Source organism: Streptomyces sp. CMB-StM0423 (assembly GCF_002847285.1).
Classification (GTDB): domain Bacteria; phylum Actinomycetota; class Actinomycetes; order Streptomycetales; family Streptomycetaceae; genus Streptomyces.
The window spans coordinates 3,118,498-3,141,784 of sequence record NZ_CP025407.1 but is presented as its reverse complement, the minus strand read 5'-3'; the positions used below and the strand labels follow the sequence as shown (position 1 = coordinate 3,141,784).

18 protein-coding genes are annotated in these 23,287 nt (G+C 74.5%); 11 read left to right on the top strand and 7 right to left on the bottom strand.

Features of this window, described 5'->3' with window-relative positions:
* Positions 1 to 119: 119 nt before the first annotated feature.
* The 3 genes from CXR04_RS13265 to CXR04_RS13255 form a co-directional block, all read right to left on the bottom strand.
* On the bottom strand, positions 120 to 899 hold the full coding sequence (locus tag CXR04_RS13265) for an SDR family NAD(P)-dependent oxidoreductase (protein ID WP_101422193.1): 780 nt from the start codon (positions 897 to 899) through the stop codon (positions 120 to 122).
* A 56-nt stretch (positions 900 to 955) separates the two neighbouring features.
* Positions 956 to 2,524, bottom strand: coding sequence for a multicopper oxidase family protein (locus CXR04_RS13260; protein ID WP_199850455.1), 1,569 nt, complete (start codon positions 2,522 to 2,524; stop codon positions 956 to 958).
* Between the two features lie 110 nt (positions 2,525 to 2,634).
* Positions 2,635 to 3,303, bottom strand: a complete 669-nt coding sequence (locus CXR04_RS13255; RefSeq protein ID WP_101422192.1) for an MOSC domain-containing protein — start codon at positions 3,301 to 3,303, stop codon at positions 2,635 to 2,637.
* An 88-nt stretch (positions 3,304 to 3,391) separates the two neighbouring features.
* On the opposite strand from CXR04_RS13255, the gene CXR04_RS13250 reads away from it, so the two are divergent.
* Positions 3,392 to 4,354 (top strand): LysR family transcriptional regulator, encoded by a 963-nt coding sequence (locus CXR04_RS13250; protein WP_101422190.1) that lies wholly within the window; start codon positions 3,392 to 3,394, stop codon positions 4,352 to 4,354.
* Between the two features lie 75 nt (positions 4,355 to 4,429).
* Here the strand turns inward: CXR04_RS13250 and CXR04_RS13245 are convergent, their stop codons facing one another.
* Positions 4,430 to 4,825, bottom strand: a complete 396-nt coding sequence (locus tag CXR04_RS13245; RefSeq protein WP_101422188.1) for a WhiB family transcriptional regulator — start codon at positions 4,823 to 4,825, stop codon at positions 4,430 to 4,432.
* Positions 4,826 to 5,238: 413 nt separating this feature from the next.
* Here CXR04_RS13245 and CXR04_RS13240 point away from each other — a divergent pair, with 413 nt between their 5' ends.
* From CXR04_RS13240 to CXR04_RS13215, 6 genes are all read left to right on the top strand, one after another.
* The gene (locus CXR04_RS13240; RefSeq protein WP_026276081.1) at positions 5,239 to 5,850 is read left to right on the top strand and encodes a response regulator transcription factor; all 612 of its coding nucleotides are present in this window, start codon (positions 5,239 to 5,241) and stop codon (positions 5,848 to 5,850) included.
* A 301-nt stretch (positions 5,851 to 6,151) separates the two neighbouring features.
* Positions 6,152 to 6,754 carry a sigma-70 family RNA polymerase sigma factor gene (locus tag CXR04_RS13235; protein WP_101422187.1) on the top strand — a complete coding sequence of 201 codons (603 nt, stop codon included), beginning with the start codon at positions 6,152 to 6,154 and terminating at the stop codon, positions 6,752 to 6,754.
* A 225-nt stretch (positions 6,755 to 6,979) separates the two neighbouring features.
* Positions 6,980 to 8,485: an IMP dehydrogenase gene (gene guaB, locus CXR04_RS13230; RefSeq protein ID WP_101422186.1), complete on the top strand. Its 1,506-nt coding sequence runs from the start codon at positions 6,980 to 6,982 to the stop codon at positions 8,483 to 8,485.
* 53 nt (positions 8,486 to 8,538) lie between these two features.
* Positions 8,539 to 9,654 carry a GuaB3 family IMP dehydrogenase-related protein gene (locus tag CXR04_RS13225; protein WP_101422185.1) on the top strand — a complete coding sequence of 372 codons (1,116 nt, stop codon included), beginning with the start codon at positions 8,539 to 8,541 and terminating at the stop codon, positions 9,652 to 9,654.
* 378 nt (positions 9,655 to 10,032) lie between these two features.
* Complete coding sequence (locus CXR04_RS13220) at positions 10,033 to 10,227, top strand: hypothetical protein (protein WP_101422184.1); 195 nt, start codon at positions 10,033 to 10,035, stop codon at positions 10,225 to 10,227.
* A 213-nt stretch (positions 10,228 to 10,440) separates the two neighbouring features.
* Positions 10,441 to 10,848 (top strand): hypothetical protein, encoded by a 408-nt coding sequence (locus CXR04_RS13215; RefSeq protein WP_101422183.1) that lies wholly within the window; start codon positions 10,441 to 10,443, stop codon positions 10,846 to 10,848.
* 98 nt (positions 10,849 to 10,946) lie between these two features.
* Here the strand turns inward: CXR04_RS13215 and CXR04_RS13210 are convergent, their stop codons facing one another.
* The 3 genes from CXR04_RS13210 to CXR04_RS13200 form a co-directional block, all read right to left on the bottom strand.
* Entirely contained in the window at positions 10,947 to 11,468 is a 522-nt protein-coding gene (locus CXR04_RS13210; protein ID WP_101422182.1) for a hypothetical protein, read from the bottom strand.
* Between the two features lie 118 nt (positions 11,469 to 11,586).
* On the bottom strand, positions 11,587 to 12,039 hold the full coding sequence (locus tag CXR04_RS13205) for a hypothetical protein (RefSeq protein WP_234380212.1): 453 nt from the start codon (positions 12,037 to 12,039) through the stop codon (positions 11,587 to 11,589).
* Between the two features lie 113 nt (positions 12,040 to 12,152).
* Positions 12,153 to 13,430, bottom strand: coding sequence for a nucleotide sugar dehydrogenase (locus CXR04_RS13200; RefSeq protein WP_101422180.1), 1,278 nt, complete (start codon positions 13,428 to 13,430; stop codon positions 12,153 to 12,155).
* 296 nt (positions 13,431 to 13,726) lie between these two features.
* Between CXR04_RS13200 and CXR04_RS13195 the strand changes: the two genes are divergently transcribed.
* From CXR04_RS13195 to CXR04_RS13180, 4 genes are all read left to right on the top strand, one after another.
* Positions 13,727 to 15,433: a glycerol-3-phosphate dehydrogenase/oxidase gene (locus tag CXR04_RS13195; RefSeq protein WP_101422179.1), complete on the top strand. Its 1,707-nt coding sequence runs from the start codon at positions 13,727 to 13,729 to the stop codon at positions 15,431 to 15,433.
* A gap of 249 nt (positions 15,434 to 15,682) precedes the next feature.
* A complete protein-coding gene (locus CXR04_RS13190) occupies positions 15,683 to 17,863 on the top strand; it encodes a serine/threonine-protein kinase (protein ID WP_101422178.1) in 2,181 nt (726 codons plus the stop codon).
* Positions 17,864 to 18,000: 137 nt separating this feature from the next.
* Positions 18,001 to 21,915 carry a protein kinase gene (locus tag CXR04_RS36425; protein ID WP_101422176.1) on the top strand — a complete coding sequence of 1,305 codons (3,915 nt, stop codon included), beginning with the start codon at positions 18,001 to 18,003 and terminating at the stop codon, positions 21,913 to 21,915.
* A gap of 115 nt (positions 21,916 to 22,030) precedes the next feature.
* The gene (locus CXR04_RS13180) at positions 22,031 to 23,281 is read left to right on the top strand and encodes an APC family permease (RefSeq protein ID WP_101422174.1); all 1,251 of its coding nucleotides are present in this window, start codon (positions 22,031 to 22,033) and stop codon (positions 23,279 to 23,281) included.
* Positions 23,282 to 23,287 lie beyond the last annotated feature (6 nt).

Sequence of the window (23,287 nt, the reverse complement as noted above, 5' to 3'; positions counted from 1 at the left end):
CCCCGGTGCGGCGGAGCCGCGAGGGGCCGGGGTCTCGGGGGCGGAGCCCCCCGGGTTCCGGGAAGGGGCGGGGTCGGGGAACAACCCTCCCGCCACGGTGCCGGGGCGGACCCAACGCCCTACTGCGGACCGTACTTGCGGCCCGCCCCCGTCGACACCCGCCCCAGCAGCCCCCGCGGCACCAGCTTCGCCGCCCCCATCAGCGCCTTGTACCGCGGATCAGGGATCGACACCGTACGACCCCGCCTCAGGTCCCGTAGCCCCTCCGCCACCACCTTGTCCGCGTCCAGCCACATCCACCCCGGGATGTTGTCCGTCCCCATCCCCGCCCGCTCGTGGAACTCCGTCCTGACGAACCCCGGGCACAGCACCATCAGCCGCACCCCGCTCCCCGCCAGGTCCCGCGCCACGCCCTGCGTGAACTGCACGACCCACGACTTGCTCGCCCCGTACGTCCCCCGCGGCACGAACGCCGCCACCGACGCGACGTTCACCACCGCACCCCGCGACCGTTCCCGCATCGCCGCCGCCGCGGCCGTCGTCAGCCGCAGCACCGCCTCGCAGTGCACCTTCAGCATCGTCAGCTCGTCGGCGAGCGTCACCTGGAGGAAGCGCCCCTTCAGCCCGAACCCCGCGTTGTTGACCAGCAGGTCCACCGGCTGCCCTGCGCCGGCCTCGCCGAGGCGCTTCGCCACCGCCGCGATGCCCTCCTCCGTCGCCAGGTCCGCGGGCAGCACCGACGTCTCCACGCCGTACCGCTCGTGCAGCTCCGCGGCCTGTTCGTGCAGCCGTTCCGCCGTCCTGGCGACGAGCACCAGGTCGTACCCGGAAGCCGCCAGCCGGCGCGCGAAGGCGGCACCAAGGCCGGCCGTCGATCCCGTAATCAGCGCAGTCGTCATGTCCGCACGCTAGCGGGCGCGATCGGCACCCGGTCAGACCCGGCGGGTGCGCCCGGTCAGTGCCCGGCATGCCCGTCGCCCCCGCCCGGCGGCCGCCCGGCCTTCTCACCCGGGTTCACGACCGCGAACTGGCCCATCATCCCGCCGTCCTCGTGCGACAGCAGATGGCAGTGGTACATGTACGGCACGTCCGGGTCGGGCGGCCCGTCGAAGCGCAGCACGAGCCTCACCTCCCGCCCGTTCGGTACGTACACCGTGTCCTTCCGCCCGCGCAGCTCCGGCGGCGGCGGTGCGCCGTCCACCTCCAGCACCCGGAACTGCACGTCGTGGACGTGGAAGTTGTGCGTGATGCCGTCCCGGTTGCGCACCGTCCAGATCTCGGTCGCGCCCCGCTCGACGGTGGCGTCGATGCGGTCCATCGCCATCGGCTGTCCGTTGATGCCGCTCGTTTGCAGGTCGAAGTGGCGTTCGCGGGAGGCGTCGGCCGGATCGGGCAGCTCGACGTCCCCGAACCGCGCCGGCACGGCGGGCGCCGGGCGCAGGGTGCCGGCGGCGCGCAGCTCCAGCACGTCGAAGGAGTCGTCGCCGCCCGCGAAGCGGGACTGCCAGAAGTCGCCGCCGCCCGGCGGGCTGCTGCGCAGGACGGTCCGCTCGCCCGGCCGCATCCGCACCAGGATCTCGGCGCGTTCGCCGGGGGAGAGCAGCACGCGGTCGGTGCGGTACGGGGCGCCGAGCAGGCCGCCGTCGGTGCCGACGAGGTCGAAGCCGCGGTCGTCGGCGAAGCCGAAGTCGTAGACGCGCGCGGTGGAGGCGTTGAGCAGCCGCAGCCGGACGACCTCGTCGCGTACCTCCTGGTAGGGGGCGAGGGTGCCGTTGACCATCGTCTCGTCGCCCAGGAAGCCGGTGTTCGCCATCATCCGGTGGCCGTGGTCGAACCGGTCGCCGTCGAAGCGCACGTCCTGGACGACGACGGGCACGTCGTTCACCCCGTACTCGTCGGGGAGCCCGAGCTTGCGCGCCTCCGGGTCGTCGACGAGGAACATCCCGGCGAGCCCGCGCTGCACGTGCCGCTCCGTCCGGCCGTGCGGGTGCGGGTGGTACCAGAGGGTGGCCGCGGGCTGGTCGACGGTCCAGTGGGGCCGCCACTCGCCGCCGGCCCCGACCATCTGGTGCGGGCCGCCGTCCATGGCGGCGGGCAGGTGCATGCCGTGCCAGTGGACGGTGGACGGCTCGTCGAGCCCGTTGCCGACCTCGACGCGGACCTTCTCGCCGCGCTCCGCGCGCAGCGTCGGCCCGAGGTACGTCCCGGGCCACCGCTCGTCGGCGGCCGTGGCGGGGCTGGTGAACCCCCAGGTCGGCGTGGTCCTGCCGGGCCTGAACTCCGTCTCGCCCGCGCGCATCCCCAGCCGGAAGACCCGGGTGCCGTCCGCCTCCACCTCGCCCTCCTCCAGCGGCGGTATCCGCAGCTCGTTCGCGAAGTCGACCTTGCCGACCGTGGAGACGTCCGCGGTCGCGTAGAACCATGCTCCGGCGCCGACGACCACGGTCACGATCGCGACCGCCACCGCGGTCAGGGCGAGGAGCACGCGCTTGAGCCGCGGTCTCGGTCCACTCGTCTTTTTCATGTGTCAGAGTTTTCTGACATATCGGGCGACCGGGCATCGGGTATCGCACGGGTACGTCCCGGAGGGAACCCTGAGCCCGCTCTCCGGGTCGGCCCGGAGGACCGCGGCCGTCAGGACGCGCGGGCCGCCGCCTTGCGGGCCTTCTCCAGGGACTCCGGATGCAGCGCGTCCCCGGCGGCGAGGAGCCGGGGCAGCAACTCCCGCTCCAGGGTGCTCGCGCGGAACCAGAAGGAGGTGGTCACCTCGTGGTCCGGGCGGTGCTCGATGCGGATCCCGTCCCCGGCCCGGATCTCGCCCGGCTCGATCACCCGCAGGTACGCGCCCGCGCGGGCCGCCTGCGTGAAGCGCTTGACCCAGCCCCGCTCGCCGAGCCAGCCGGCGAACGTGCGGCAGGGGATGCGCGAGCTGGTGACCTCCAGCAGCAGGTCGGGGCCGATCCGCCAGCGCTCGCCGATCCGCGCGCCGCAGACGTCGAGGCCGGAGGTGGTCAGGTTCTCGCCGAAGACGCCGTTCGGCAGCTCGCGGTCCAGCTCCGCGCCCCAGATGTCGAGGTCTTCGCGCGCGAATGCGTACACCGCCTGGTACGTGCCCCCGTGGTGGCGCAGGTCGCCGACGACGTCACCGGCGAGCGCGCTGCCGCCGACGCCCTTGGGGCCGGGCTCCTCGACGCGCACGGGGCCGTCGGCCGGGCGCTTGTCGATGCCGGTGACGAAACCCGGGGCGTCGGTGATGCCGGGCGCGGTCTGCGGCCGGGCGAGGTTCACGGAGAGCACCTGCATCCCCCGACCGTAACCGCCCCTTCCGGCAACGCTCAACGAGCTTTCCGATCGCGCCTGCCCGAGCGCGTGACTCGCCTAGGCTGGAGGCATGTTCGACGCCCGCCACCTGCGCGTTCTCCGGGCCGTCGCCGCGACCGGCTCGTTCTCCGCCGCCGCCCGCGAACTCGGCCTGACCCAGCCCGCCGTCAGCCAGCAGATGAAGGCGCTGGAGCAGACGGCGGCCACGCCGCTGCTCGTCCGCGCCGGCCGCGAGCTGCGGCTGACGGAGGCGGGGGAGGCCCTCGCACGGCACGCGGGCGGCATCCTCGCCGGGCTGGCCGCGGCCGAGGACGAGGTCGCGGCGCTCGCGGGGCTGCGCGCGGGACGGGTGCGGCTGGTGTCGTTCCCGAGCGGCAGCTCCACGATCGTGCCGGGCGCGCTGGCGGCGATGCGGGCGGCTCATCCGGGTACGCGGATCTCGCTGGTGGACGCGGAGCCGCCGCGGTCGGTGGAGATGCTGCGGGAGGGGGAGTGCGAGATCGCGCTGGCGTTCCACTACCCGCCCGCGGGCGGGACCGTGCCGGAGCGCGGTGCCGCCGCCGCGGGCGCCGGTGCCGCCGGCGACCGGGTCGACGGGTGGGACGGCCTCGTCGTACGGCCGCTGCTCGCGGACCGGCTGCTGTGCCTCGTGCCGGAGGGCCACCCCGCCGCCGCGGCGGGCCGGCTGGAGCTGGCGGAACTCGCCGCGGAGCCGGTGATCGCGGGCTGCCCCCGGTGCCGGCGGCATCTGGTGGAGCTGTGCGAACGGGCCGGCTTCGCGCCCCGTATCGACTTCGCGACCGACGACTACCCCGCCGTCGTCGGCCTGGTGCGCGCCGGGCTGGGGGTCGCGGTGCTGCCGGGGCTCGCGGTGCGCGCGGTGCCGCCGCGGGGGGTCGTCACCGTGCCGCTGATGCCGGAGGCGCGGCGGGAGGTGGTCGCGCTGACGCTGCCGGACCTGGCGCGGGTGCCGGCGGTGGCGGCGATGCTCGACCGCCTGGCGGCGGCGGCGAAGGATGCCCAGGACACGTAGACGCCCGGGGCACGGGGCACGGGGCGAGGGAGATACGTACGACGCCGCCCCGGGGACTCCGCGGGGCGCCCCGCCTCAGTTGTGCGGTGTCGGTGTCGGCGCCGGTGCCGGTGTCGCGGTCGGTGTCTGCGCCGGTTCCGGGGCGGGTGCCGCCGCGGGTGCCGGGGAGGTGGCCCCCGGAGTCGGCGTCCGGTGCCGGGCGCGGCCCAGCAGCTCCTCGCGCTCGTCCTCCGTCAGCCCGCCCCACACGCCGTACGGCTCGCGGACCGCCAGCGCGTGCGCCGCGCACTCCGCGCGCACGGGACAGCGCATGCACACCTCTTTGGCGGAGGCTTCCCGTGCGCTTCGGGCGGCGCCCCGCTCCCCTTCCGGGTGAAAGAACAGCGAGCTGTCGACACCGCGGCACGCGGCGATGAGCTGCCAATCCCAGAGATCGGCGTTCGGGCCCGGCAGCCGGGAGAAATCAGCCATTTTGTATCACCTTGGGAGCGCCGTGGAAGACCCTTAACGGTCGTGACACTACCTCTCCGGGCTTACCGGATGTAAATAGTACTCATAGGGAAAATGGAGAATAGCTGATCAGAACGGTATCAATAGGTGCATTTGGGTCATGGCGCGGCGCGGCGCGGTGACTGCTTCTCGGTGACCGTTTCCTCACGTAGAGTGGCGACGTGTGTGGCCCCGGTTCCCGTGGCGACAGCCGTTGCAACAGGTGCCAGGAGCCCCCGTAACTCTTTCGGGTGACCGTCGTTGAGAGTGCGGAAGCGGTTGACTGTGAGCGCGTTCGTCCCGGGCGCGCCCGACGCGCGGTCGACCGCCGAAGGTGACGATACGTACCAGCCCTGGAGGCTCAAGGTGACGCGCATCAGCTCCGGAGGGCGGCCATGACTTCCGTCCTCGTTTGCGACGACTCCCCACTCGCCCGAGAGGCGCTGCGCCGTGCGGTTGCGACCGTGCCCGGCGTCGAGCGCGTGACGACGGCGGCTAACGGCGAGGAAGTACTCCGCCGCTGGGGCGCCGATCGTTCGGACCTGATTCTGATGGATGTACGGATGCCAGGACTCGGCGGCGTCGAGACCGTGCGCCGGCTGCTCTCGGCCGACCCGGGGGCGCGGATCATCATGCTGACCGTGGCCGAGGACCTCGACGGCGTGGCCCTCGCCGTCGCCGCCGGCGCCCGCGGCTACCTGCACAAGGACGCCTCCCGCGCCGAGCTGCGGGCCACCGTCACGCAGGCCCTCGCCGACCCGACCTGGCGGCTCGCGCCGCGGCGGCTGCGCTCCACCGAGATGGGGGCCGCGCCGACGCTCACGGCGCGCGAGATCCAGGTGCTGGAAGGCATGAGCCACGGGCGGTCCAACGCCGAGATCGGCCGCGAGCTGTTCCTCTCCGAGGACACCGTGAAGACCCACGCGCGCAGGCTTTTCAAAAAGCTCGGCGCCTCCGACCGGGCGCACGCGGTGGCGCTCGGTTTCCGCTGGGGTCTCGTACGCTGACCTGCTGCGCATCCGCCGCGCCGGGGCCCCGTGCCCCGGGCCGGCACACCCGCCCCGTAGCCGGCGGCGGGCCCGCGGAACGGGGCCGCGGGCCACGGGGCGATCCGGTTTCCCGCGCGAAGGCGCATGCTTGAGGCATGGGTTCTCCGGAACGAGGCGCATCGGGCACAGCCGAATCCCGCACGGGGGCAGCGAAGGGAGGGCGCGCGTGGTGACCGTCCGCGCGGTTGCGCATAACGCTTCGGTCTACAACGACGGCCGCGATACCGCGGAACGTTCGGGGGCGAGGCACCATGGACGGATGCGCGGCAACGAGACCACTGTTTCCCAGACGGCCGAAAGGCCCGTCGAGATCAGGGGACTCGTGCAGCTCGCGGCCGAGGGGGACGAGCGCGCGACGCACGACCTGCTGGCCCACGTGCACCCGCTGGCGCTTCGCTATGTTCGCACGCGGCTGCACCGGTTGCCGGGCGACGCACGGCACTTCGTCGACGATCTCGCGCAGGAGGTCTGCATCGGGGTGCTCTGCGCACTCCCGCGCTACCGCGACACCGGCCGTCCCTTCGAGGCGTTCGTCTTCGCCATCGCCGCGCACAAGGTCGCGGACCTCCAGCGCGCCGCGATGCGCGGCCCGGGATCGACCGCCGTGCCCTCCGACGAGATGCCGGAGCGGCCGGACGACTCCCTGGGGCCCGAGGAGCAGGCGCTGCTGAGCAGCGACGCGGAGTGGGCGAAGCAGCTCCTGGCGAGCCTGCCGGCGAACCAGCGGGAGCTGCTGCTGCTGCGGGTGGCGGCGGGCTTCAGCGCGGAGGAGACGGGCCAGATGCTCGGGATGACGCCGGGTGCGGTGCGGGTGGCGCAGCACCGGGCGCTGAGCAGGCTGCGGGCGCTGGCGCGGCAGTAGGCGCGGGGCGGACGGGCCGTGGCGCGGGGGCGTACGGGTCGTCACTCAGGGCGTACGGCATTCGCGTGTACGGCGTACGGGGAGCGGGTCGCGACGGCGGTCCGAAGGTCCCGCCGGCCCCGGACTTCGTACCTTCGTACACCCGCCACCAGCCCCGTTACGTGACGCTCCGGCGCGCCGTTACCATGGTCAGTCCCATCGGGCAAGACCCACCGGAAGGGTGTCATGACAGAGCGCGCCGCCGACGTCCCTGACAAGTTCGCCACCATCGGGCTCACGTTCGACGACGTGCTGTTGCTGCCCGGCGCCGCCGACATGGCCCCGGGCGAGATCGACACCGCAAGCCATGTGTCGCGGAACGTCAAGGTGAACATTCCGCTCCTCTCCGCCGCCATGGACCGGGTCACCGAGTCCCGGATGGCCATCGCCATGGCCCGCCAGGGCGGCGCCGGCGTACTGCACCGCAACCTCTCCATCGAGGACCAGGCCAAGAAGGTCGACCAGGTCAAGCGCTCCGAGTCCGGCATGGTCGCCGACCCGATCACCATCCGCCCCGACGCGACGCTCGCCGAGGCGGACGCGCTCTGCGGCCGGTTCCGGATCAGCGGCGTACCGGTGACCGACGACGGCGGCCGGCTCGTCGGCATCGTCACCAACCGCGACATGGCCTTCGAGCCCGACCGCAGCGTCGAGGTGCGGTCGATCATGACGCCGATGCCGCTGGTCACCGGCCGGGTCGGGATCTCCGGCGCGGAGGCCATGGAGCTGCTGCGCCGGCACAAGATCGAGAAGCTGCCGCTGGTCGACGACCGGGACGTGCTCAAGGGCCTCATCACGGTCAAGGACTTCGTCAAGGCCGAGAAGTACCCGAACGCCGCCAAGGACGCGGAGGGCAGGCTGATCGTCGGCGCCGCCGTCGGCGTCGCGGGCGACGCGTACGACCGCGCGCAGGCGCTGGTGGAGGCGGGTGCGGACTTCATCGTCGTGGACACCGCGCACGGCCACTCGCGGCTCGTCGCCGACATGGCCGCGAAGATCAAGTCGAACGCGGCGGCCGACGTCGTCGCCGGCAACGTCGCCACCCGCGACGCCGCCCAGGCGCTCGTCGACGCGGGCGTCGACGGCATCAAGGTGGGCGTGGGCCCCGGCTCCATCTGTACGACGCGTGTGGTCGCCGGCGTCGGCGTCCCGCAGGTCACCGCGATCTACGAGGCCGCGCAGGCGGCCCGGGACGCCGGCGTGCCGGTCATCGGCGACGGCGGCCTGCAGTACAGCGGCGACATCGCCAAGGCGCTGGTCGCCGGCGCGGACACCGTGATGCTCGGCAGCCTGCTGGCGGGCTGCGAGGAGTCGCCGGGCGAGCTGCTGTTCATCAACGGCAAGCAGTTCAAGTCGTACCGCGGGATGGGCTCGCTGGGCGCGATGCAGTCGCGCGGCGGCAACAAGTCGTACTCCAAGGACCGTTACTTCCAGGACGAGGTCAAGAGCGACGACCAGCTCATCGCCGAGGGCATCGAGGGCCAGGTCCCGTACCGCGGCCCCCTCGCCTCCGTCGTGCACCAGCTCATCGGCGGGCTGAAGCAGTCGATGTTCTACGTCGGCGGGCGCACCGTCCCGGAGATGAAGGACCGCGGCCGCTTCGTCCGCATCACCTCCGCGGGCCTGAAGGAGAGCCATCCGCACGACATCCAGATGACGACCGAGGCCCCGAACTACTCCCGCAAGGTCTGACCGGACCGACCGGGGGATACTGGGGCGGCAACCGTCTGGAAAGGGCAGCATCCGTGACTGAGATCGAGATCGGCCGTGGCAAGCGCGGGCGCAAGGCGTACGCGTTCGACGACATCGCCATCGTGCCGAGCCGGCGCACCCGGGACCCGAAGGAGGTCTCGATCGCCTGGCAGATCGACGCCTACCGCTTCGAGCTGCCCTTCCTCGCCGCCCCGATGGACTCCGTCGTCTCGCCGGAGGCGGCCATAAGGATCGGGCGCTTCGGCGGCCTCGGGGTGCTCAACCTCGAAGGGCTGTGGACCCGTTACGAGGACCCGGAGCCGCTGCTCGCCGAGATCGCCGGGCTGGACGAGGGCGACGCGACGCGGCGGATGCAGGAGATCTACGACGAGCCGATCAAGGAGGAGCTGATCGGCCGGCGGCTCGCGGAGGTCCGCGAGTCGGGCGTGGTCACGGCGGCGGCGCTGTCGCCGCAGCGTACGGCGCAGTTCTCCAAGGCGGTCGTGGACGCGGGGGTGGACATCTTCGTCATCCGCGGCACGACGGTCTCGGCGGAGCACGTCTCGTCGGCGGCGGAGCCGCTGAACCTCAAGCAGTTCATCTACGAGCTGGACGTGCCGGTCATCGTCGGCGGCTGCGCGACGTACACGGCGGCGCTGCACCTGATGCGGACGGGCGCGGCGGGCGTGCTCGTCGGCTTCGGCGGCGGCGCGGCGCACACGACGCGCAACGTGCTGGGCATCCAGGTGCCGATGGCGACGGCGGTGGCCGATGTCGCCGCGGCGCGCCGGGACTACATGGACGAGTCCGGCGGCCGCTACGTGCACGTGATCGCGGACGGCGGCGTCGGCTGGTCCGGCGACCTGCCGAAGGCGGTGGCGTGCGGGGCGGACGCGGTGATGATGGGCTCGCCGCTGGCCCGCGCGACGGACGCGCCGGGGCGGGGGCACCACTGGGGGATGGAGGCGGTCCACGAGGACGTGCCGCGGGGGAAGGTGATGGACCTGGGCACGGTGGGCACGACGGAGGAAGTCCTGCTGGGCCCGTCGCACACGCCGGACGGGTCGATGAACTTCTTCGGCGCCCTGCGGCGGGCGATGGCGACGACGGGTTACTCGGAGCTGAAGGAGTTCCAGCGCGTCGAGGTCACGGTGGCCCGCTCCCGCTGAACCCTTCCGTCTGCGAAGGGGAGCACCGCCCCGGCCCCGGCGGGAGGGCAGTCCCGCGGGGCCAGGGGGTGCGCTCACGAACCGCCGCCCGGCGGCCCGGGTCTTCGTCCTCGGTACACCCCGGCCCGTACCCGGCTCCCACGCATCGGCGAACTCCTCGGCGACGGCGGTCGATCGGTGCACCCGCATTGATCAACGCCCCACCCACCCCGACCGCAACCCCGAAGACATTCCCCCCAAGCCGGACTCACCCCCGCTTGTCCCACCACTTGACGCGACCCCACCGCGCGGACGACGGTGCCGGGCTGGCCGAGAGATCCGGGCGGAAGGACTTGCGGTGGGGGACGTTGTCGGCTGGGTGAACCCCTGCCCGACGGGGTGGCTGCGTGGGTCGTCATCGGCGGTATCGCGTGGCTGCTCGCGGCAGGTCTGGTGCTCGTCCCCTCCGTCATCCTCTTCGACCGGCCCAAAGTCCTCGTCGCTCCGCCCTACCGGCACGAACGCGGGCTGCTCGCCTCGCGGCGCAGGGCCAGGGAGGTGGCGCGGGCACTCGGCGTTCGCCACGGCGGCTGAGTAACCGGCCGCGGTGTGCTGGTCGTTGCCGGAACCGGCAGGTCGGGGGTTTGTCCAGACCTGGGTGGTGACCCCTCGTGTGGGAAGTGTCACCCCTCGGAGGTGTGACGTTTAATCGGGGTCCCGGCGCTGTTCATGTGAAGGTCGCTACCGACGAGCGTGGAGGGGATTCCCATGGGGCGTGCCAGCGATGTGTTACCCGAAGCGGCCGGGATGAGCCGGTACGTGGAGGGGGTGGTGGCCGAGTGGTTGCGCGGGCCGCGGCGGTTGCCGCTGGACTACTCGGTGGAGAGCCTGCGCGTCGCGGACCGGATCGTCGCCGGGATCCGCGCCGGGCAGGGGGCCGACGAGCGCGCGGTGGCGCAGGCGCTGCGCGGGGTCGGGGCGTACGTCGGAGAGGTCATGGTCCGGGCCGGGGGCGGGAGTTGGGTGGACCTCGACGACCGGCAGCGCGACTACTTCGAGCAGCCCGTCGGCGTACGGATGCCGGACGGGCGGGTGTGGAACCCCCTCGGCCGCGCGCTGCGGCGCTACGACCGCGGTAAGGGCGGCCGGGAGTCGCTGTACGTCTTCTACCTGCTGCTGCACGGCCGGCTGAGTACCGCCCTGCCGCCCGCCTGACGCACGACGCGCCGCCCGACCGGGCTGGCGCAACGACGCAGGGCCGGGACCGCGTTCGTCGCGGTCCCGGCCCTGCGTCATCGACGTGGGCGGCTGCCTCAGCTGCTGCCGAGGCGCTTCGTCAGGGCGAAGCCGGCCGCGCCGCCGACCGCGTACATCGCGGCCACCAGTGCGTCGAAGTCCTCCTTGAAGGCTTCCTTCAGCAGGTCGAACTCGTCGGTGAACGCGGTCGCGATGCCGATCTGGCCGTCGGTCCAGTGGTTGATCAGCAGCGCGTAGCCGAGGAACTGGCCCATGATGGCGCCGAGGATGCCGAGCACGATGGCGACGAAGGGCAGCGCCGGGTTCCGGCCGCCGAGCTTGCCGAACGCAAGGCCGACGAGGATGCCGGCCGCGGCGGCGGGGTAGGCGTACAGCGTGTACTCGCCGGCGTCTCCCCCGGACGCCCGCATGATGGCGCCGTAGATGACGGCGCCGACGATCATCGCGACGATGCCGACGCCCACGGCGAGGCCCGTGTTGCCGGAGCCGGCCGGCTGCTGCGCGTAGGGCGGCGGGGCGCTGTACGGCTGCTGGCCGGGAGCGCCTGGGCCTGGTTGCTGCTGGTAGGGCTGGGACATGGGTATTTCCCCCCGGAGAGATGGGTCTGCCGTGCCCGGGGACAGTTGGTGTGGTGGGCGCGGTCAGTGGGACAACCCGCGGCACGCTAGCAGTTGAGCGGTGCCCGACAACAAGCCCTTAAAGGGAGTCGTGACGCGACTGCGACATGCTGTTTCGAACTTCGGACACTCGCTGGCTGACCAGGAACGCTTCGGCCGCGGCCACGAGGTAGAACGTCATGTCGTTCTTCCCCAGCACTTCGCTCTGCCAGAAGTCGTACGCCGCGCCCACGTCCGCCGTACCGAGGTGCACGGCCGTCGCGGTGAGCTGGGTGAGGCAGACGCCGGCGAGTGCCACGGGGGTCGCCAGGAACGCCGAGCCGCGGGTCTCCGCGCCCGCGCGGCCGACGGCGGCGCCGACGAGGAGGCCGAGGGCCAGCGCCCAGTAGCCGAGCTCCAGGCCGCGTTCGCCCACCAGGCCCTGCGTCACGCCCAGGACCAGCGCTCCCGCCAAGGTGGCGGCGGCGCCGACGGCGAGCGCCTGCAGCAGCCGGGGGCGGCTGTCAGCCGCCGTCATCACCGCATCACCCATACGGCCGAACGGTAGCAGTTCCGCCGGGATACCTCCGGTTCCGGCACCCCGGGGGGTGGGTGATCCGCGGGGTGTCTACCCCCCTTGCCGCCTGCCGCCCGGCCGCTCGCCGCTCACAGCCGGTGTGCCGCTCCCGGCGGCGTCGCCCCCCGGGTGTCCAGGAGGAGCTGCGCCTTCACCGCCAGTGCCTGGAGGTCGTACGTCCGGTGCGGTTGCAGCAGCACCGTCAGGTCCGCGTCCGCCGCCGCGTCGTACACCGACCCCGTCCGCGGCACCGGCCGGCCCAGCACCTGCCACGCCGTGACGTACGGGTCGTGGAAGCCCACCCGCGCGCCCAGCTCCGTCAGCCGGGCCGCGACGTCGGTCGCCGGGGTGCGCTCCAGGTCCGCGACGTCCGGGTCGTACGTGACGCCGAGGAGCAGCACGCGGGCGCCGCGGGCGGACTTGCCGTGCTCGTTGAGGAGCTGGGCGCACCTCTGGACGACGTACCGCGGCATCCGGCCGTTGACCTCGCGGGCGAGGTCGACCATCCGCAGCGGGTGGTCGAAGCCGGGCGCGGTCCTGCCGCCCGGATGCGGTACGCGGACGGGGACGCGGCCCGGGTCGACCGGCACCCCGTGGCCGCCGACGCCGGGGCCCGGGCGGAAGCTGTGGGCGGTGCCGAAGGGGCGGGTCTCGGCGCAGCGGACGACGTCCCACAGGTCGATGCCCCGGTCGTGGCAGAACCAGGTCAGCTCGTTGACGAGGGCGAAGTTCACGTGCCGTACGTTGCCCTCCAGCAGCCGCACCGTCTCCGCCTCGCGCGGCCCCCTGGCCCGTACGACCCGCTCCGCGAACCGCCCGTAGAACGCCACCGCCGCCTCCGTGCACCCCGGGGTCAGCCCGCCGACGACCTTCGGCGCGGAGGCGGTGTCGGCGGGGTCGAGGGGGCCGGGGGAGTAGGCGAGGTGGAAGTCGCGCCCGGCGCGCAGCCCGGAGCCCCGCTCCAGGAGGGGCCGCAGGAGGTCCTCGGTGCTCCCCGGGTAGGCGGCGGACTCCAGCAGCACGGTGGTGCGGGGCTTGAGGTGCCGCGCCAGTTCGCGCGCCGCGTCGGCGACCGGGCCGAGGTCGAGCGCGCCGTCGTCGGCGAGCGGGGTGGGCACGCAGACGACGGCGGTACGGACGCCGCCCAGGTCGGCGGGGTCCGCGGAGGCGCGGAACCCGGTCGTCAGGAGCCTCCGTACCTCGGCGGCCGTCAGCGAGCCGCCGACCGGCGGGCGGCCGGCGGCGAGGGCGTCGACGGCGCGCGGATCGGGGTCGTATCCGACGACGGAGAAGCCGGCCGCCGCCGCGGCCTGGGCGAGCGGCAGGCCGTGGTGGCCGAGTCCGATGACGGCGACGTCTGCGGGCATGTCTGGGGGACGTTCCTTCCCGGAGGGCCCCGGGTGCCGGGCCCGGGGTGAGCAGAGGCTCTTGTCAGGCTACGGGCATATATGACTGTTATTCAGTATTGGGCGCTTTGCGGCGCCCGCGGCGCGGCGGCATGCGGGGGCCGCCCAGGGGCCGAACGGCGGCTGTCCCGCGGCTGTTCCGCGGCTGGGCGGTGTGCCCCAAGGCCGACGCACGGTGGCTGTACGGCGCGGGTGCGGACAGAATCGGACGTGGGCACGTGGACTGCCGCAACGGGGCGACAGGACAGGAGGCATCCGTGAAGACAGCGGTACTGGGGCCGGCCGAGCGCGGCGCGGCCCTTGCACAGATGGCCGAGCGCGAGCTGGACCTGCTGGTCGTCGGCGCCGGGGTGGTCGGCGCGGGCACCGCGCTGGACGCGGCGACCCGCGGGCTGGCCACCGGGCTGGTCGAGGCGCGGGACTGGGCGTCGGGCACGTCGAGCCGGTCGAGCAAGCTCATCCACGGCGGGCTGCGCTATCTGGAGATGCTGGACTTCGCCCTCGTCCGCGAGGCGCTGAAGGAGCGCGGGCTGCTCACCGAGCGCCTGGCGCCGCACCTGGTCAAGCCGGTGCCGTTCCTCTACCCGCTCAAGCACCGGGCCTGGGAGCGGGCGTACGCGGGCTCCGGCGTGCTGCTGTACGACGCCATGTCCGTCTCCCGCGAACACGGCCGCGGCATGCCCGCGCACCGCCACCTCTCCCGCTCGCACGCCCTGCGCGTCGCGCCGTGTCTGCGCAAGGACGCGCTCGTGGGCGCGCTGCAGTACTACGACGCACAGGTCGACGACGCCCGCTACGTCGCCACCCTCGTCCGCACCGCCGCGCAGTACGGGGCGCAGGCCGCCAACCGCGCGCGGGTCGTGGGCTTCCTGCGCGAGGGCGAGCGCGTCGTGGGCGCGCGGGTGCACGACCTGGAGCAGGGCGGGGAGTTCGAGGTCCGGGCGCGGCAGGTCGTCAACGCCACCGGGGTGTGGACGGACGAGACGCAGGCGATGGTCGGCGAGCGCGGGCAGTTCCACGTGCGGGCGTCGAAGGGCATCCACCTCGTCGTACCGAAGGACCGCATCCACTCCGCCAGCGGCCTCATCCTGCGCACCGAGAAGAGCGTGCTGTTCGTCATCCCCTGGGGCCGGCACTGGATCATCGGCACCACGGACACCGAATGGGACCTCGACAAGGCCCACCCGGCGGCCTCCTCCGCCGACATCGACTACCTGCTGGAGCACGTCAACGCGGTGCTCGCGGTGCCGCTGACGAGAGACGACGTGGAGGGCGTGTACGCGGGCCTGCGGCCGCTGCTGGCCGGCGAGTCCGACGCGACCAGCAAGCTGTCGCGCGAGCACACCGTGGCGCATCCGGTGCCCGGGCTCGTCGTCGTCGCGGGCGGGAAGTACACGACGTACCGCGTGATGGCCCAGGACGCCGTCGACGAGGCCGTGCACGGCCTCGACCAGCGCGTCGGGCCGTGCGTCACGGAGGACGTGCGGCTGCTGGGCGCGGAGGGGTACCAGGCGCTGTGGAACGCGCGGGCGCGGACGGCGGCGCGTACGGGGGTGCACGTCGCGCGGGTGGAGCACCTGCTGAACCGGTACGGGTCGCTGTCGGAGGAGGTGCTGGAGCTGATCGAGCAGGACCCGTCGCTGGGCCTGCCGCTCACGGGCGCGGACGACTATCTGCGCGCGGAGGTCGTGTACGCGGCCTCCCACGAGGGCGCGCGCCACCTCGACGACGTGCTGACGCGGCGCACCCGGATCTCCATCGAGACCTTCGACCGCGGTACGCAGTGTGCCGCCGAGGTCGCCGGGCTGATGGCGCCGGTGCTCGGCTGGGACGGCGACCAGGTCGAGCGCGAGGTGGCGCACTACGACAAGCGGGTCGAGGCGGAGCGCGAGTCGCAGCGGCAGCCGGACGACCAGACGGCGGACGCGGCGCGGCTGGGGGCGCCGGAGATCGTGCCGCTGTGACCGTGCCCCTGCGGGGGTGCGCGCGCCGGTGCTCCCGCGGGTCCTGCGGGGGGCCGGTGCCGCGGCGGCGGCATGTCGGTTGTAGGTGCATGTAAGCAAACGCGGCAGGGGACTTGGGCGGCGTCAACGCCGCAGATCGGGCCGCGGACGGCGGTAGACCGATCGTGGCAATCCTCGCCCGGCGCTCAGGGGTGTCCGTGCGATAAGACACAATGGAGGTCCTGCCGGGGTGAATCGCTGAGGGGATCGATGGGGCGCGAAGGGGACGGCGCGACGGGTCGGCTGCTGGCGGGCCGCTATCGGCTCGGGGAGGTGCTCGGCCGTGGCGGCATGGGCACCGTCTGGCGTGCCAGGGACGAAGTGCTGGGCCGTGCGGTCGCGGTCAAGGAGCTGCGGCTGCCCACCAGTGTGGACGAGGACGAGAAGCGCCGCCTCGTCACGCGAACGCTCCGCGAGGCAAAGGCGATCGCCCGCATCAGGAACACCGGCGCGGTCACGGTCTACGACGTGGTGGACGAGGACGACCGCCCGTGGATCGTCATGGAGCTCATCGAGGGCCGCTCGCTCTCCGACCTCACCCGCGACGACGGCCCGCTGACCCCGCGGCGCGCCGCCGAGGTCGGCCTCGCCGTGCTCGACGTGCTGCGCTCGGCCCACCGCGAGGGCATCCTGCACCGCGACGTGAAGCCGTCGAACGTGCTCATCTCCGACGACGGCCGCGTCGTGCTCAGCGACTTCGGCATCGCGCAGGTCGAGGGCGACCCGTCCATCACGACGACGGGCATGCTCGTCGGCGCCCCGTCGTACATCTCGCCCGAGCGCGCCCGCGGGCAGAAGCCGGGTCCCCCGGCCGACCTGTGGTCGCTCGGCGGGCTGCTGTACGCGGCGGTGGAGGGGCATCCTCCGTACGACCTGGGGTCGGCCATCGCCACCCTGACCGCGGTGATGACGAAGCCCATCGACCCGCCCAAGAACGCCGGTCCGCTGGAAGACGCCATCTATGGGCTGCTGCGCAAGGATCCCGCCGAGCGGCTCGACGACGCGGGCGCGCGGGCGTTGCTGCGCGCCGTCGTCGACGCACCGGAGGACGCGCCGGGCGAGCCCTCGGCGACGGCGCCGACGAAGATGGTGCCGCTGCCGGTGGTGCCGGACGCGGGCGGTGCGGCAGGCGGTGCGGCGGGCGCGGACGCGCCGGCGCGGCGGAAGTCGGAGCGGAAGAAGGCGGCGCGCAGACAGACTTCGGGGGCGCAGGGGGGCAGGCGTACGGCGGGACGTGCCGGTACGGCCGCGGGCGCGTTGGGCGCCGGTGCCGGTGCGGGTTCCGCCGCGGCGGCGGCGGAGGCGGCGGCTCCGGCCGACGCGCCGGCAGCGCCGCCGCGCCCCGACGCCAGGACCGGTGCGCCCGATCGGCCCGCGGCGCCGCCGCGGTCCGGGGCGGCCGCCGCCGGGACTTCGGGCGCGGCTGCCGCCGGTTCGGGCTCGGCCGGGACCGGAGGTCCGGGGGCCGGTGCGTACGGCGCCGAGGGCCCCGCCGCCCGTACGACGGCCACGGGCGCGGCACCGCCGGCGGCGAGGGCGCGGGCGGGCGCCGGGTCGCTCGCGGCGCGGGTGGCGGCGCTGCCCCGGCGCACGCTGGCGATCATCGCCGCCGTGGTGGCGCTGGCGATCCTCGGCACGGTGCTCGCCGTCGCGCTGGGCGGCGACGACTCCGGCTCGGGCACGTCCGGCAACGACGGCGGGCAGAGCGCGGGCGCGGGTACCCAGGACGGCAAGGGCGCGAAGCAGGACAAGGACCAGGGCGGCTCCGGCAAGAACGACGCCCAGGAGGACAAGCGGCAGCAGGACGACGACGGCGCCGCCGCTGGCGACGAGGACGACGACTCCTCGGGACCGGGGTCCGGGGAGAACGAGGACGAGGACGAGGACAATTCCGGATCCGGCTCCGGAAAGGACTCCGCCGGCGTACCCGACGGCTACGCGACGCTCACGGAGCCCGAGTTCAAGTTTTCCGTGGCCCTCCCCGACGGCTGGAAGCGCAGCAGTACGTCGCCGAACGGCGGCGGCGCGATCTTCAGCGGATCGTCCTCTTACCCGCGCGTACAAATCGACTTCACGTCCCAGCCCAACAACACCGAGGGCGGCGCGCTGTCGAACTGGCAGGACATAGAGGGCGCCGTGAGTTCCTCCAGCTCCGGCTACCGCAAGATCTCGATGAAGGAGATCGAGTGGCGCGGGTATCCCACGGTCGCAGACTGGCAGTTCAGCCGGGTACAGGACGGCCAGCGGATCAGGGTCCTGGACCGCGGATTCGCCGTGGACGACAGCCACGGCTACGCGATAATGATCAGTTGTCCGGAGAGCGAGTGGAACGGCGCGGAGTGCCGCGAGCTGCGCGAGACGGCGTTCGGATCCTTCAAGCCGGGGGACTAACCCGCGCGAGCGGGGCACAGACCACCCGTCGAGCACGTATCGTGATGTCTCGCGGACCGTACGCATCCGGACCAGGCTGAATACCGACCGCATTTGGCCCGGTCTCAGGCTCATTGCGCGGTTGTGGGGAGGCGTTCGTGGACGACTACGCGGGCCGAGTGCTCGCCGACCGTTACCGGCTACCGGCTGCCGTCGACGCCGAACCCATCCACACGCGCGCCTTCGACACGTACAGCGGGCAGGACGTCCTCATCGGGCAGGTGCCGCTGCCGGAGATCGTCGAGGCCGAGCTGATAGAGGACGGCGGCGGCGCGGATCCCTCCGGGTACGGCGACGGGGCGGGCCGGAGCGCGGCGAGCGCGGTGGTGCAGCGTGCGATGGACGCAGCCCGCGCGGCCGCGGCCATACCGGACCACCCGCGGCTGGCGCAGGTCTTCGACGTCTTCGAGGAGGGCGGCAGCCTCTGGATCGTCAGCGAGCTGGTGCCCGCGCGGACGCTCGAAGGGCTGCTGGAGGAGCGGCCGTTGAGCCCGTACCGCGGGGCGGAGGTCGCGGCGGACATCCTCACGGCGCTGCGGGCGCTGCACGCGCACGGCTGGACGCACCGGAACATCACGACGCGCACGGTGCTCGTCTGCGAAGACGGCCGGGTGGTCCTGACGGGCCTGGCGTCGGGCGCGGCGGAAGAGGCGCTGTGCGGCTACGACCCGCTGCCGCCGCCGCCGGGCCGCGGCGAACCCCCGCGCCCGTCGGGCAGCCCTGGGCCCCGCCCCGGCGTGACCGCGGACCCGGGGTTGGGCCCGGAACCGGGACTGGGGCCGGGCGACGCGCCGGGCCTGCCGCAACTCCCGGACCCGGCAACGGGGTTCCTGCCGGCGCAGGGCTCTCCCGGCGTTCCGCGGGGTGTGGCCGGTCAGCCGGAGGGCGGGGTCTTACCGCCGAGATGGGACGACCGCCGCGGACCGTACGGCGACGGCGCGGAGGCGCGCGGCGGTGCGGGCCCGTACGGCACGCCGCCGTACGACGAGGACGACGAGGTGTGGCGCTCGGCTCCGTACGGTGCGGGCGGCGGACCCGATCCGGCGGAGGGCGAGCCCCGGGGCGGCGAAGGCCGCGAAGCGAGCTGGGGGACGCAGGGCGGCTCGGGCACCGGAGCGGGCGCCGGCGAAGGCGCCGCGGAGGGCTGGCCGTTCGGCGCGTGGCAGCAGGGCGGCACGCCGGCGGGGCCGACGGGCGGTGAGCGCGGCGGCCCGGCCCAACGGCCGCCCGCGGGTGGCCCGCAGGGCGGTCAGCCGGGCGGTGGCCCGGCTCAGCAGTCGTACGAGAGTGGTGCGCAGGGCGGTCGTCCGAGCGGCGGTGCCCCTGGGGCGCCCGGGCAAGGACCCGGGGGCCCGGGCGGGGCCCCGGGGCAACGGCCGTACGCGGGTGCCGCGCAGGGCGGTCGTCCGGGTGGTCAGCCAGGCGGCGGTGCCGCCGGGGCGCACGGGCAAAGGCCCGGAGTGCCGGGCGGAGGTCCGGCTCAACGGCCGTACGCGGGTGGCCCGCAGGGTGGTGCGGCGCAGGGGCAGCCGGGTGGTGGGCCTCCCGGTGCCCGCGGGCAAGGGGCCGGAATGCCGGGCGGTGGACCGGCTCAACAGCAGTACGGGGGTGGGCCGCAGGGCGGTCAGCCCGGTGGTGCGGCTCGGGGTGCGCCCCCCGGTGCGGTGCCCGGAGGGCAGCCGCGCGGGGATGAGGTGCCTGCGGCGCGGGCCGGGGTGATGGCCGCGTACCAGGCCGGTACGCGGGCCGCCGAGGAGCAGCTTGCCGGTGGCGCCGGTGGTGCGAGACGTCCGGTGGTGCCGGGGCAGGCCGCGCGTACGCCCGAGGCCGGCGGGCCTCCGGGCGCGGGGACGGGCCCGGCGTACAGCGACCGCATCGACGTCGGTGGCGGGCAGCCCGCGCAGGGCGCCGCCGCCAACCCGGTCCCGCAGGCCGCCGGTTCACCGGATGCCGGCGCCCCCTGGGACGACCTGCCGCACGACGCGGGCGACGACGGCTACGACGAGTACGGCACCGCGGACCCGTACGGCACCACGCCCCCGCCCGGCCAGTACCGGGCCCCGGGCACGGCCCAAGGGGGCCCGACGCCGCACGCGGGCGGCCCCGTTCCGCCGGGCGCAGGCGGCGGTCCCGGCGCGCCCGGGGCCGGCCCGCCAGGAGTTCCGGGGCCGCACGGCGGGAGCGGCGGACCCGGTCCGTATCGAGGTGTGGGCGCGCCCGGCGCCCGCGGCGGCACCGGCGGTGCGCCGGCGGGCGCGGGCGGTCCCGGTACCCACGGCGGCCCCGGTGCCTCCGGCGGTCCCGGCGCGGCCGGTGGATCTCACGTGCCCGGCGGGCCCGGTGCGTCCCGCGGGCCCGGCCAGGGCCCCGTGCCCGGTGCGTCTCGTGTGCCCGGCCAAGGGCCCGTGCCCGGCGGGGCCGGTGGCGGTCAGGGCGGCTACCCGTCCGCCGACCGGTCTCGGCCGTCCGGTGCCCCGGGGGCGTACCCCGGCGGGCGCGGTTCCGGTGCCTACGGCAACTCCGGCGCCAGGCCCGCCGGGTTCGCCGAGCCCGAGCGGCAGCCCCTTCCCGACCCCCTCCCCGGCGGTGCCTCCTACGGCGGCAGCCTGCCCGGGGTGCGCCCCGGGGCGTCCATCGCCGTGCCCGTCGGCGCGCAGGCCGTGCCCGCGGGGCGCGACGAGCTGCCGGGACCCGGGACCGGCGGGGCCACCCGCTACCCCGGGCCCAGCACCCGGCTCGCCGCCGAGCGCGCGCGGCAGACGCGGATGCAGGTCGTCGGCGCCGTCACCGAGCGCTGGGCGCCCGAGCAGGCCGGGCCCATCCACGAGCACTGGCAGCTCGCGCCCCCCGTCGGCCCCGCCGCCGACCTGTGGGCGCTCGGCGCGCTGCTCTTCCGCGCCGTCCAGGGGCACTCCGCGTACCCCGAGGAGGACGTCGCCGAGCTGGTGCAGCTCGTCTGCTCCGAGCCGCCCGCGCACGCGGAGGAGTGCGGGGCCCTGCGCCCCGTCGTGGAGTCGCTGCTGCGCCAGGACCCCACGGAGCGGCCGGACTTCGAGGAGCTGCGCGGCTGGCTGCGGTCCCTGATCAGGACCGCGCCCGAGCCCGGCATCGGCAGCCGCACGGTCACCGTGCCGCAGCACGGCACCGGCCGCGGCGGCGATCCGCGGCGGCTGCCGATACTGCGCAGGCGCGGCGAGCTGATGCGCAGGCGGCGCGCGAACAAGTCGCCGGTGCCGGTGCGGCGGCGGCACAAACGCCGGGCGCGGCGCGGCCCGCGCGGGCCGCGCAGCCTCGGCCGTACGCTCATTGCGCTGATCTTCGTCGCCATGGCGGGCGCCATCGCATACGCGGCGATGTTCATGCCCGGGACCGAAGAGGCGGGTCGCGACCAGCGCAGCGTCGTCGGCGCCGGCCGCGAGGACGAGCCCGGTGACACGGCGGCACCGCCCGAGGACGCCGGCGATCCGAACGAAGCCGGGGAGCGCGGGCAGCCGAAGGAGTCCGGGGACGACCCCGACAAGCCGAAGAACGGCGGGCAGGGCAGCGGCGCGGGTTCGGAACTGCCCGACGGCTTCGTGCTCCGCGAGGACCCGGCGGGCTTCGAGGTCGCCGTCCGCGACGACTGGCAGCGGACCGCCGGGAGCGACGGCCAGGTCAGCTACGTCGGCGGGGAGTACGAACTGCTCGTCGTCCCCGGCCGCGACGGCGTCGGCGAGTTCGGCAGCGACCCGATGGCGTACCAGCAGCAGAGCGAGCCGGAGCTGGACGAGTACCGCGACTCCGCGTGGGCACAGGCCGACGGGCTGCGGCGGATCGAGGTCGGCCAGCGGGTCATGGCGGAGGGCGAGTTCGACTGGACGGACGGCAGCGGGCGCCAGGTGCACGCGCGCAACCTGGCGATGATCTGGGACGACAGCTACCACGTGGTGCTGCTGATCGGCCCGGACGGCAAGAACGACGAGGTGGAGCGGTTCCACCGGATCGCGGCGGAGAGCTACCGGCCCACCGCATGAGGAGGCGGCGGGTTCCGTAGCCGGGCCCGCCCCTTCCGTCCCGTACGCGCCACACGCCCCCCACGTGATCCCGCGCGCCCCCTTCCCGTCACCTCCCTCCGCTACCCTCCCGCCCATGTCCGACCAGGCCACCCCTCTCGTCCGCCGTCTAGGCGTCGGCGACGCCGTGCTCGTCGGCCTCGGCGCCATGCTCGGCGCCGGGATCTTCGCCGCCCTCGCGCCCGCCGCCCGCGCCGCCGGCTCCGGGTTGCTCATCGGGCTCGGCGCCGCCGCCGTCGTCGCGTACTGCAACGCCACCTCCTCCGCCCGCCTCGCCGCCCGCTACCCCGCCTCCGGCGGCACCTACGTCTACGGCCGCGAGCGCCTCGGCCCCTTCTGGGGCTACCTCGCCGGGTGGGCGTTCGTCGTCGGCAAGACCGCGTCGTGCGCGGCGATGGCGCTGACGATCGGCGCGTACGCCTGGCCGGAGCAGAAGCACGTCGTCGCGGTGGCCGCCGTCGTGGCGCTGACGGCCGTCAACTACCGCGGGGTGCAGAAGTCCGCGCTCCTCACCCGGGTGATCGTCGCGGCCGTGCTCGCGGTGCTGGCCGCCGTCGTCGTGGCGGCGCTGACCAGCGGCGCCGCCGAGGCGGACCGGCTGCGGCCGGGCGGGGACACCTCGGTGCGGGGGGTGCTGGAGGCGGCGGGGCTGCTGTTCTTCGCGTTCGCCGGATACGCGCGCATCGCCACGCTCGGCGAGGAGGTACGCGACCCGGAGCGCACCATCCCGCGCGCGGTGCCGGTGGCGCTGGGCATCACGCTCGTCGCGTACGCGGCGGTGGCGGTGGCCGTCCTCGCCGTCCTCGGCGCCGGCGGTCTCGCGCACGCGACGGCGCCGCTGTCGGACGCGGCGTCGGCGGCGGGCGCGGGGTGGCTGGAGCCGGTGGTGCGGGTCGGGGCGGCGGTGGCGGCGCTGGGGTCGCTGCTGGCGCTGATCCTCGGGATCTCCCGTACGACGCTGGCGATGGCCAGGGACCGCCATCTGCCGCACGGTCTCGCGGCGGTGCACGAGCGGTTCCGGGTGCCGCACCGGGCGGAGCTGGCGGTCGGCGCGGTGGTGTCAGTGGTGGCTGCGACAGTGGACGTGCGCGGGGCGATCGGGTTCTCCTCGTTCGGGGTGCTGCTGTACTACGCCGTGGCCAACGCCTCGGCGTGGACGCTCACCCCGGAGGAGGGCCGCCCGCCGCGCGTGGTGCCTGCGGTGGGACTTGCGGGGTGCGTGGTGCTGGCGTTCTCGCTGCCGCCGGTGTCGGTGGCGGCGGGCGCGGGGGTGCTGGCGGCGGGCGCGCTGGCGTTTGCGGTACGGGGACGGTGGGCGGAGCGGTGACGGAAG